Origin of the sequence: Rhodococcus sp. (in: high G+C Gram-positive bacteria), assembly GCF_049591685.1 — a bacterium.
Taxonomy (GTDB): domain Bacteria; phylum Actinomycetota; class Actinomycetes; order Mycobacteriales; family Mycobacteriaceae; genus Rhodococcoides.
In genome coordinates this window covers 1-10,729 of record NZ_JBAWFH010000411.1, presented here as the reverse complement: position 1 = coordinate 10,729, position 10,729 = coordinate 1, and the positions used below count along the sequence as shown (strand labels likewise).

Genomic DNA, 10,729 nt, shown 5'->3' with positions numbered 1-10,729 from the left:
GCATCGAACTGTTCGATTCGGCCCGCGAGCAACTGGGCGGTCTGGACATTCTCGTCAACAACGCGGCATTTCAGATGGCACAGATGGGCGGGATCGCAGACATCACCACCGAGCAGTTCGACCGCGTTCTCAAGACCAACCTGTACGCGCTTTTCTGGTTGTCGAAACGGGCGGCAGCGGTGATGGAACCGGGGTCTACCATGATCAACACGACGTCGATTCAGGGTTCGAACCCCTCCCCCGAGTTACTCGACTACGCGACTACGAAGGCCGGCATCATCGCGTTCACGAAGGGGCTGGCGTCGGAGCTCGCGCCGAAGGGCATCCGTGTGAATGCCGTCGCACCCGGACCGATCTGGACGCCCTTGATACCGGCGACGATGCCTGCGGACAAGTACGGGCAGTTCGGGGAGCAGGTTCCTCTCGGACGTGCAGGTCAGCCCGTTGAACTGGCGCCGGCCTACGTCTTTCTCGCGTCGGGGGAATCGAGCTACATCACGGGCGAAACCATCGCAGTGACCGGCGGAACCCCGATGAACTGATTCGCGACCTGGTGTTTGAGGCTCCTACTCGTGGGTAACACGACGTCCAGTGCCGATTTCGACTGTGGTGGCACATACAGACGACCCACTCAACGATTAGGAGCGCAAGATGGCTACACCCACCCTGCTCGCACAGTTGCGGGCCGTACTGCAGCTGACCAATACCGAAATCCAGATCGCCGAGACTCGTGTTGCCCAGGCGCGTACGGAAGCTGTACGTACCGAGTTGATGCAGAACGCGGCCAACGGCCGTGCACGTGCCGAAGAGATCGAAGAGACGCTGCGCGACTTGGGCGACTTGCCCGACGTCGTGGGACCCTTCGTCGGCCGCACCCTCGCACTCTTCAAGTCCCTCGCCGAGCAGGCACAACCTTTCGACGAGGCCCTCCTGGGTGACCTGGCACTCGAGCAGCAGCTCTTGGGCCGCTCGAAGTACATCAAAGCTCTGGCAACTGCGGACAACGAGCCCGCCGTGATCGCGTTGTCGAAGCGCCTCATCACGGCACACAGCGCTACGGTCGAATGGCTCGAGACCGTCCTCGCCGAGGACGCACTCGGAGGCCCGGCTGCACTGCGTCGCACCCCGCTGCAGGCCGCGGCGGGCAGCGCCGTCAAGCTCGTCAACGTCCCGGCCTCGTGGTCCGCTCGAGGACTGGATCGCGCGCTCGATGCCGCGCGCACCACCCCCAGCAGGCTTTCCGAACTGCTCGGGCGCGGAGCACATGCGGGCGACGTCGCGTCGCGAACTTTGACCGCGAGCCGCAACGCTGCCCTCGAAGCCGCGGAGGACGTCACCCGCGAGGAAGGTGCCGACGGTGTCGCGGACGCCATCCACTCGGCTCGATCCGCCGCAGGAGTTCTCGATGCGGACGAGCTACCGATTGCGGACTACGAGTCATTGAACGTCTCGGAGTCCGTCGCGGCCATCAAGGACCTCACCGAGCCGCGCGATGTGCGCACGGTGTTGGCCTTCGAAGAGGCACACAAGAATCGCCATGGAGTCGTATCGGCTGCGCAAACTCGAGTGGCAGCGATCGCCAAGGAAGTCATCTCGGTCGACTGACCTGTTCTCGAAGACCGATCGGCCCGCGTGCACTGCACGCGGGCCGATGTCGTCGGTATCAACGCATTGCCCGGTGAGGTTTCCGACGGCCCTAGCCGGGTATCCCGAAGAATGGTCCACACCCAACACGACGGTCACCCTCCTTCGGCGAACACGAGCTTGGTGGACCGCTATTTCGACGTAGTGGTCATCGGCGGCGGTAATGCAGGAATCAGCGCCGCTGCGCGGTTGAATCGCAAGGGCGTCAACGATGTTGCGATCGTCGAACCTCAGAGGGTGCACACGTATCGCCCCCTACTGTCGTATGTCGGCGCGGGCCAAGCTCCGTTGCGCTCCACCGAGAAAACCCAGCGGTCGGTCACGCCGAAGAAGTGCACCTGGATCGAAGAATCGGCTACCACGATCGACCCGGATGCGCGCATCGTCACGACGACGTCCGGTCGCCGGTACGGGTATCGCGATCTCGTACTCGGAACGGGCCTGGTACCCGACCACGACGCTCTGGGCCGCATCGACGAGGCCCTCCGATCTCCCGAGGTAGCAAGCAATTACGTCGACCTCGCCGAGAAGACCTGGCGCTCGGTGCAGGCGATGCCCACGGGCGGTCATGCCGTGTTCACCGTTCCCCGTGCGCCCGTCAGTTGCACCGGCACGACAATCAAGCCCCTGTTTCTCGCTGCGGCGCAGTGGTTACGCGACGGCCGGATGCCCGGAATCAGCATCACTCTCGTGGTGGACCGCCCTCGCTTGCTGGGCGTACCGGACCTGGACGACCGGCTTCTGGGCAAGTTGGACGAACTCGGTGTCCGCGTCCTCCACGGCACTGCGGTCACGTCGCTTCGGCCCGAGCAGCGCAGTCTCACCGCTACCGGCCCGGACGGTTCGGCCGAGGACATCGACTACGATTTCCTGCATCTCGTTCCGCCCTTTCGCGGACAGAAGTGGCTCGACGGCACCGGTTTGACCGGCCGTACTCCGCACGGCCTCGTCGACATCGACTCCCGTACCTTTCAACACCTTCGACACAGCAACGTGTGGGCGGTCGGGGACGGCGCAGCCATCGACACCGATCCTTCGGGAGGCGGCTTGCGACAACAGGTTTCGATTCTGGTCGACAACATTCTGGCCGCAAGGGGCGGCGAGGAACCGTCGTCGTACGACGGGTACACCGTTGCACCGGTGCCGGTGGATTCCCACACTCTCATCGCGGGCGAGTTCGACAGGAGCGGCGCTATTTCTTCGTCGCTACCGTCGTTCCTCGACCCGGTGAAGCCACGACGCATCGCCTGGGCGTTCGACCGGTACGCACTTCCGCACCTGTACTGGCGATCCATTCTGCGCGGACGCACCTAGAACCGGTAGCGCCAGCCTCCGAGCTCGGCCGTTCATCACTCGCGGGTCGGCCTCGGTGGCCGCCTACGATCCGGTTTCGAGCGAGGACAGGTCGGCATCGTCCACGCTGCACGGCGGTCGGAGAAGTGTCGCTGTGGCCCAGCCTCTGGCGACCAGGCCGGCGTCGCTGTCGTCGTCCTCCTCGGCGCGGATAGCGTCGAATCGGATGGTCACGAAATCCTCTCCCTGATCGCCGATCTCCGCCTGCACGGCGCCGAATCTGGCCAGTGGTGCGGCTTTGACTCCCCGCAGTCGGTCGGGGGGCACGTCGGGAATGTTGACGTTGAGGATCGCGTCCGTTCTGCCGTTGTCGACAATCCATCCGACGGCCGCCTCGGCCACCTTCTCGGCCGTGTCCCAGTGTTGGGGGTCGACGGTGGCCAGCGAGACCGCCATGCCGACGAGTCCGTGTGTGCATGCGGTGAGCGCGGCCCCGACGGTGCCCGAATGCAGCACTGCTGCACCGGTGTTCGGCCCGTGGTTGATCCCCGACAGAACGATGTCCGGCGGATCGCCGAATGCCCCACGGGTCGCGACGAAGGCGATCAGAGCGGGGGACGCGTGCACCGCGAACACGGGCACGTCGCCGAGGCCGTCGATGCGGCGACGGCTGACACCCAGGTGATCCTCGGCTTCCATACCGGTCAGCGAAGCTCCCGCGCCGCTGCGCTCCTCGTGCGGCGCAGCAACGACCACGTCGAGACCGGCGCGGACAGCGACACGAGCCAGCAGGGCTATGCCATCGCTGAACACTCCGTCGTCGTTGGTGATCAGTGCCCTCATTTCTTGCTCTTCTCGTACGGCCGGACGATGACCGACTCGGTCAGTCGCATGACGAGGTCGTGCCGTCCGCTACCGAGACCTCTGCGGGTCACGTTCGCGCTTCCCGCTCCCCCACCCAACTGAAGTGCGTCCTCCATCGATTTGCCGAGCGCGAGCCCCGTCGCGATACCGGCACTCATCGAGTCGCCGGCCCCGTGGTGGTCAACCTGACTGAGGTCGGGAGTCACGACCTCGAGGACGGTGCCCTCCTTCCCTTTCGCGCCGACGAGCGCCAATGCGGGGTCGGCAGCGCGGGAGAGAACGACCACCTCCGCGCCCTCCTCGCGCAGCCCGCGCATCGCGTCGACGAGGTGCTTCGGGTCGTCGGATTCAGCCCTACCGTCTTCGATGAGATCTTCGTGGCTGACTTTGAGTACGGTCAGTCCTCCTGCGAGCGCGGCGGTCATTGTCGGCCCGGAGAGATCGGCCACGACCGGGACTCCCAGAGCGCGCAGATCGGCGGTGAGCCTGGTGTACATCTCCGGCGGCACGATGCCGTCGGTGTGCGGACCGCCGAGGATCGCGATGTCGCTCCTGCCACCCACTGCCAACGACAGGCCGAACAGGTCGTCGAGAGCATGCCTGGCGAGCGGCGGCGGATCCACGGTGGCGATCTCGGACCGCTCGCCGTCTCGGCGGTCGTGGACGTAGGACCCACTTTCCTGACCGATGTCCACCGCGGCCACCGAGATGCCCTCGCGTTCGATCAGGTCGCGGAGGACCCCGCCGATCTCACCTCCGAATACGCCGCAGAGCGTGACGTCCAGACCCAGTACCGACGCCATCCGAGCGATCCAGTGACCCTGCCCACCTGCGTGAACATGCAGTTCGGTGTTCCCGGTGGGGGCGGCATCGAGGGTGACCGTCAACAGTGGTGACGGTGCGAAGACGAACGCGGTCGGTTTGTCCGTTGTTGTCGGCATCAACCGAGAATGCCCATCGGGGGTTTTACCAAACGGTGGTGCCGCGTAACGCATACTCGGTGGTCGACGACAGAGATTCGACCCACCGACTGTGATCGACAACAACCAAGTGGGCAGCTCGCTGTGTTCGCACTTCGACGAGAACGGGACTGATCACCGATGTTTCACTCCGCGGACGACCCGGTCATCCTCCGCGCCGTGCTCGATCTCTCGCCCGACCTGGTTGCTCTGTCCGAGTTCTCGGGTGCCGTCGTCTACGTCAACCCGGCCGGCCGTGAGCTCGTCGGGATACCCGATGCGGACACAGCGGAGTCACTGACCACCGCGGATTTCTTCACCCCGACGGGTCTGGAGGTGACGGGCGAGGTGGAAGCGGGCCTCGCCCACGACGGGCACTGGCAGGGCCGGTCGGAATTGCGCCATTTCGTCACCGGGGAACCGATACCCGTCGCAGTTTCTACGTTCGTCGTGCATCGAGACAAGGGCGCGCCGACAGTGATCGCCTCGGTGATACGCGATCGACGAGGAGGCCACCGCCGCGACACCGAATTGCGCGACACCCTCGCCGCTGCGACCCGGTACGCGGCGGAACAAGCCGCGCTCGCAAAATTGAGCAGGATGGCAATGGACGCGGATCTGCCCCAATTGCTCGCCAGCGCTGCCGACGCCGCAGCCACGCTCACCGACGTCGGGACGGCGGCTATTGCACGACTCGAAGAGGCGGGCCACAATCGCCTCCGCGTGCACACGTTCGTGGGCTCGGCCGAAGCGATTGTCGAGTTCCCACTCGGCGATGAATCGTTGACCGGTTTCGCGTTGCTACGCAACGAAACGGTCGTCTGCGAAGACCGCGAGAAGGAATCCCGCTTCGATACGAACTTCATGGCGGAACACGGCGTGAACAGCGGTTTGGCGGTTCCGATTCCCGCCGCAGACCGGCCCTGGGGCATCATCGCCGTCTACGGCACGCGAGCCCGCACATTTTCCGAACGCGAGATCTCGTTCCTACGAGCCGTAGCCGGCGTGTTGTCGACCGCCATCAGGCGCGTCGAGCTCGACCGACAGCTGCTTCGACGTAGCCTGCGTGACGCACTGACGGGGCTGCCGAACAGAACTCTGGCCTATCAGTGCATCGACGAAGCGCTCGACCGCGCCCGAGGCAGCGACGGCTCCGTCGCCCTGTTGCTGTTGGACATCGACGACTTCAAGATCATCAACGACAGTCTGGGGCACGATGCGGGCGACCTCGCTCTGACGCGCTTCGCGCACCGTCTGCAGTCCGCGGTACGCGACACCGACACCGTGGCGCGCCTGGGCGGCGACGAATTCCTCGTCATCTGCGAGGGTGTCGGAAGCGTCGACCACGCCGAAGACCTCGCGCGCCACATCACGACTTCCATCGCAGCCCCGTTCTCGTCCGACGGCACACCGATTCCCCTCAGCGCCAGCATCGGCATTGCCGTGTCCGACGAGACGACCACCAGGCGTGAACTCATTCATCGAGCCGATCTCGCCATGTATCGCGCCAAAGACAGCGGGACGGGTGGCCACGCCGTCTTCGACACCGGTGACCTGTACGACGCCGACCGCATCCGGTCCCTGTCCGTTGACCTACGGTCCGCTCTCACCCGCGGTGAACTCACACTCGTATATCAGCCGCTCGTCGAAATTGCGACGGGCAAGATCGTCGCTCTGGAAGCGCTTGCTCGATGGGACCATCCCGTGCACGGTCACGTTGCGCCGGACGAGTTCGTTGCCGTAGCCGAACGAACCGGTCTCGCAATGGAACTCGGTTCATGGGCGCTCACCACCGCGTGCAGTCAGGCCACCCGATGGCGTACGTTCGTCGACGTCGCCATCCGTGTCAACGTGAGCGCACTGCAGCTACGCACTCCTTCCTTCCCTGGCCATGTAGCACGCGTGCTCGCCGATGCCGGCCTGCCACCACAGGCCCTCGGGTTGGAGATCACCGAGACGGTGTGGGTATCCGACACGGCCCGCGTTGCCGACACCCTGACCGAACTGCACGCGATGGGCGTCGCCATTTTGCTGGACGATCTCGGCAAGGGGCACAGTTCGATCTCGTACCTCGACAAGTACCCCATGTTCGAGTGCTTCAAGATCGACAAGTCCTTCGTGGCCGCACTTCCCGCACCGCGATCGCACGCCATCGTCTCCGCCATCGTCACGCTCGCCAAAGCCTTCGACGTGACGGTCGTCGGTGAGGGCGTCGAGACGCAGGAGCAACTCGACGCGTTGGCCGCTGCCGGCTGCGATTTGGCCCAGGGGTACTTCCTCGGCCGTCCGATCGACGCGGAAGCCACGACCGAGGCGCTTCGTCGGGCCGTTCCGTACGCCACGTAAAAGTCCGGTATTTCGCGCCACCTTCGTCCGAGGTCGCTGTTCAGGTCGTCTCGTCGTCGAGGTGTGTGAGCACCACCGCTGCATTCAATTCGGCTGCCGCCCGCACGATCATCGCCGCCCGGGCCGGACCGCACTCACCATCGGCAGTCGGGGCAACGGCGTCGTTGAGGCGTTTGCACAGTTCCGAGATGCTCGGCGCAACAGGCTGCTCGAGACTCTCACCGGGCTCGCAGTCCCCCTCTGCTTCGGGCACATCCGACAGCGGGGGGACCATCCGCAGCGGGCTGTCACTGCTGGTTCGTTCCGTCGCTTCCCGCTCGGTCTCCGGCCGGTAGTTTCGCGCGTTTCCGTTGAGAACCGTTCGTTCGCCCTTGGACATCGCCACGAACGTTGCGCGCCCCGTGTCGGGATCACCGCTGACCCGAAAGACGCTGCCCGGGCGACCTGCCCTACGCACAGCCATTCCGTGCTCGAGTTCGTGTGGGTTTCCTTCACGTGTCACGCGCATCGGGCTCACGCCCTCTCTGTCTCGGCGACCGGTTGGCGGAGGATGGTTCGCAGTCTCGACGGATCGGCCCGACGATCAGGTAGCTCAACGGCGGCACGTCGACGACGCGAAACTCGTTGTGCCGAGCGCGATATGCGTCGAGTGTCTTCTTTGGATCCGTTTTCATCGCTGACTCCGCCCGTTGGCCCGACACCGCATTGCCCGGTCCCAATTTATCGCCGGTCTCGCCCGTGTCGACCGACGATGATGCGGTCCTTCTTCACCCCCGTCCGGGGGTTAGTGGTTATGGCGCAGGTCACATATGGTTCGAGTTCCCCGACATCAGTCGATCGGTGACGATCCATTCGCCTGGAGAGCCATGACTTCTTTGACCCCGGACGATGCGCCCGTTCGCGCCTCGCCGATTCCTCCCGAACCGACCACGACCGTTCGGCGGGTTGCCGTCGCCAGCGGGATGGTACGACTATCGAGTTCTACGACTTCTTCATCTACGGCACGGCCGCCGCACTCGTTTTCCCCACCGTGTTCTTCCCCGCACTGGGGTCGACGGCCGGAGTCGTCGCATCGTTCGCGACGTTCGCCGTCGCGTTCATTGCGAGGCCGGTCGGCGCGGTGCTCTTCGGCCACTTCGGCGACCGGATCGGTCGCAAGAAGACGCTGATTTCGACGCTGCTCCTGATGGGCGTCTCGACGTTCGCCATCGGCTACTACCGGGAGCCGAGACGATCGGCGTCGCCGCCCCGATCATTCTGGTTCTGTTGCGTTTCGGGCAGGGATTCGCGGTGGGCGGCGAATGGGCGGGCGATACTCTCTTGACCGCTGAATACGCGCCCGCCGCGAAGCGGGGTTTTTATGCGATGTTCCCGCAATTGGGGCCGTCCGTCGCTTTCGTTCTGTCCAGCGCAACATTCGTCGCCACCGGTGCGGTTTTCGGCGACACGAACAAGGTGTTTCTCGATTTCGGCTGGCGTATTCCGTTCCTGCTGAGTGCTGTACTGGTTCTGATCGGTCTCTACATGCGGCTGGCGATCGAAGAAACGCCGGTCTTCCGCGCGAACCGGCTCGCGGACGAACAAGCGCCCGATGTGCACACCAAACTTCCCATCCTGCAAGCCTGGCACGTACAGAAAAAGGAGATCCTGCTCGCCGCCGGCGCGCTCGCATCGCTCTTCGCGCTGTTCTACATGGGCACCGCCTACCTGACGAGTTACGGCACCAAAACCCCCGGCTTCGACCGCCCCTTCGTACTGTGGACCGGCATCGGAGGCGCGGTTGTCTTCGGCATCACGATCGCGATCTCGGCGACCTATTCGGACACGGTCGGAAGACGTCGCGTGATCATGACGTCTTGCGCGGTGGCGATACCGTGGTCGCTTGCGCTGTTCGCGATCCTCGACACGGGCAGCCAGACGGCGTATGTGTTCGCGGTGTGCGTCACCCTCGCGATCTTCGGTATCGCCTACGGGCCCACCGGCGCGCTGCTCCCGGAGCTGTTTCAGAGCCGCTTCCGCTACACCGGCGCCGGATTGGGATACAACCTCGCCGGGGTTCTGCGGCGCCATCCCTCCCCTGCTCGCCGCACCTCTGACCGCGCAGTTCGGCAGTATCGCGGTTGGCATCATGCTGGCGATGTTGTCGGTTCTCAGCCTGGCGTGCACCAAGGCGTTGATCGAAACCCGAGAGGTCGACATGGCCTGAGGGTTTGGACCCCGCCCGATCGGGTAGTGCTCGGGCAGCCGGATCGTTGAGACAACAGCGCAAGGTCAGCATTGCGACTGTGTCGGAGTGCCAACGCCCGCGTGCTGTACCTGCTCGATGGGTACAGCACGCTGGTGTTGCGTGAGGCTTTTCTGCGCTGGATCCCCCGGAGTACAAGCCAATCGGCGTAACGGATCGATAACGCACCGGTAACGCACACGCATCGGTCGCCTTCCGACTCGGAACGGCCCAGGTGGGGCCACAACGCATTCCCCGTTTGCTTTTGTGTTGGCCCCCGAGTGTCAGATAATCGGGGGATGGACTCGTTCGAAGCACGGGCAGCAACTGCCGACTCGATGCCCGACCTCGGTGCCCCCAGCATCCGTTGGGGCGAGCCCGCACAGGCCGCGGATCTGCACGCCGCACTCGGAACCACCATCGACACCGACACCGACCTCGACGTCGCACTACGCACCCTCGTGTCCCTCGCCGCGAAAGCCATCGACGGAGCTGCCAGTTGCGGAGTCACTGTCGCCATCGCGGATCGCACCTTCACCGCCGTGCACAGCGACGCCCGCACGCTGATCGTCGATTCGGATCAGTACGAAGCCGGTGAAGGCCCGTGCCTGCACGCCGCGAGAACGGGCGAAGTCGTGCGAGTCGACGCAATCTCGGCCGAAACCCGCTGGCCCGAGTTCGTCGCTTCGGCGCGCCGAGAGAACATCCACTCGTTTTTGGCCGCTCCCCTGTACAGCCCCCATGCTCGCTTCGGTTCGCTCAACCTGTACGGCGAGGCTCCGTCCGCTTTCGGCGACGAAGACGTCGAGACCGCGAAGACCCTCACGCGGGCGCTGGCGCAGACCCTCGGGGAGTACGACCGGTTCGACCGCGTCACCTCGGAGAACAACGGGCTTCGATTCGCCCTTACCCATCGTGCGCCGATCGAACAGGCGAAGGGCATGCTGATGGCAATTCATCGCATCGATGCGGACGACGCGTTCGCCATGCTCGTCGACAGGTCACAGCGCAGCAATCGCAAGATCCGCGACATGGCCGTCGAACTGGTGGCCGAGTATTCCGCGGCGCCTGAATCCGCGTCGTCTCGAGCAAGCACGTCCTGAGCAAGCACGTCCCGAACTGACGAGCCGGCCCGACACGTTCCGTTCATATTCTGGCCACTTCGGGACCCCAAACGAGATACCTCACGCGTGAAGCCTTGGGAGTAGGCGTGACCCACGCCTACAACGACCCCTACATCGAAACGGGAGTACATCATGTTCGATCTCGCATTCCTCGCAGACTTCTTCGGCGCAGCGGCTGACCTCTTCGGTGCACTGGACTTCTTCAGCGGTTCGGCCGACGCCTGATTCGAGTCGTCGACGACAACCCCGGGTGTACCGCACGCGTGCGGTACACC

Annotated in this window: 8 protein-coding genes and 1 pseudogene; 6 read left to right on the top strand and 3 right to left on the bottom strand. The window is 64.6% G+C overall.

The genetic code is table 11. The features are described from left to right. The 3 genes from WBQ44_RS17625 to WBQ44_RS17615 all read left to right on the top strand — a co-directional run. On the top strand, positions 1-542 hold a 542-nt coding region (locus WBQ44_RS17625; RefSeq protein ID WP_495567965.1), incomplete at its 5' end, for an SDR family oxidoreductase. A 109-nt stretch (positions 543-651) separates the two neighbouring features. Then, entirely contained in the window at positions 652-1,605 is a 954-nt protein-coding gene (locus tag WBQ44_RS17620) for a ferritin-like domain-containing protein (protein ID WP_495567964.1), read from the top strand. 111 nt (positions 1,606-1,716) lie between these two features. Continuing rightward, positions 1,717-2,958, top strand: coding sequence for an NAD(P)/FAD-dependent oxidoreductase (locus tag WBQ44_RS17615; protein WP_495567963.1), 1,242 nt, complete (start codon positions 1,717-1,719; stop codon positions 2,956-2,958). Between the two features lie 63 nt (positions 2,959-3,021). Here the strand turns inward: WBQ44_RS17615 and surE are convergent, their stop codons facing one another. Both surE and WBQ44_RS17605 read right to left on the bottom strand, forming a co-directional pair. After that, entirely contained in the window at positions 3,022-3,780 is a 759-nt protein-coding gene (surE, locus tag WBQ44_RS17610) for a 5'/3'-nucleotidase SurE (RefSeq protein ID WP_495567962.1), read from the bottom strand. Beyond that, positions 3,777-4,742, bottom strand: a complete 966-nt coding sequence (locus WBQ44_RS17605; protein WP_495567961.1) for a 1-phosphofructokinase family hexose kinase — start codon at positions 4,740-4,742, stop codon at positions 3,777-3,779. Before WBQ44_RS17605 ends, surE begins: the two co-directional genes overlap by 4 nt. 159 nt (positions 4,743-4,901) lie before the next feature. On the opposite strand from WBQ44_RS17605, the gene WBQ44_RS17600 reads away from it, so the two are divergent. Then, the gene (locus tag WBQ44_RS17600; protein ID WP_495567960.1) at positions 4,902-7,106 is read left to right on the top strand and encodes a sensor domain-containing protein; all 2,205 of its coding nucleotides are present in this window, start codon (positions 4,902-4,904) and stop codon (positions 7,104-7,106) included. A 40-nt stretch (positions 7,107-7,146) separates the two neighbouring features. Here the strand turns inward: WBQ44_RS17600 and WBQ44_RS17595 are convergent, their stop codons facing one another. Then, positions 7,147-7,623: a hypothetical protein gene (locus tag WBQ44_RS17595; RefSeq protein WP_495567959.1), complete on the bottom strand. Its 477-nt coding sequence runs from the start codon at positions 7,621-7,623 to the stop codon at positions 7,147-7,149. A 349-nt stretch (positions 7,624-7,972) separates the two neighbouring features. Between WBQ44_RS17595 and WBQ44_RS17590 the strand changes: the two are divergent. Beyond that, a pseudogene (locus WBQ44_RS17590) lies at positions 7,973-9,312 on the top strand (MFS transporter). Positions 9,313-9,629: 317 nt separating this feature from the next. Further along, positions 9,630-10,433: a GAF and ANTAR domain-containing protein gene (locus WBQ44_RS17585; protein WP_495567958.1), complete on the top strand. Its 804-nt coding sequence runs from the start codon at positions 9,630-9,632 to the stop codon at positions 10,431-10,433. Positions 10,434-10,729: the final 296 nt, after the last annotated feature.

What these genes read in the sequence shown, in the direction of transcription:
- WBQ44_RS17620 (WP_495567964.1), top strand. Translation starts at nt 652, where the DNA reads ATGGCTACACCCACCCTGCTCGCACAGTTGCGGGCCGTACTGCAGCTG.
- WBQ44_RS17615 (WP_495567963.1), top strand. Translation starts at nt 1,717, where the DNA reads ATGGTCCACACCCAACACGACGGTCACCCTCCTTCGGCGAACACGAGC.
- surE (WP_495567962.1), bottom strand. Translation starts at nt 3,780, where the DNA reads ATGAGGGCACTGATCACCAACGACGACGGAGTGTTCAGCGATGGCATA.
- WBQ44_RS17605 (WP_495567961.1), bottom strand. Translation starts at nt 4,742, where the DNA reads ATGCCGACAACAACGGACAAACCGACCGCGTTCGTCTTCGCACCGTCA.
- WBQ44_RS17600 (WP_495567960.1), top strand. Translation starts at nt 4,902, where the DNA reads ATGTTTCACTCCGCGGACGACCCGGTCATCCTCCGCGCCGTGCTCGAT.
- WBQ44_RS17585 (WP_495567958.1), top strand. Translation starts at nt 9,630, where the DNA reads ATGGACTCGTTCGAAGCACGGGCAGCAACTGCCGACTCGATGCCCGAC.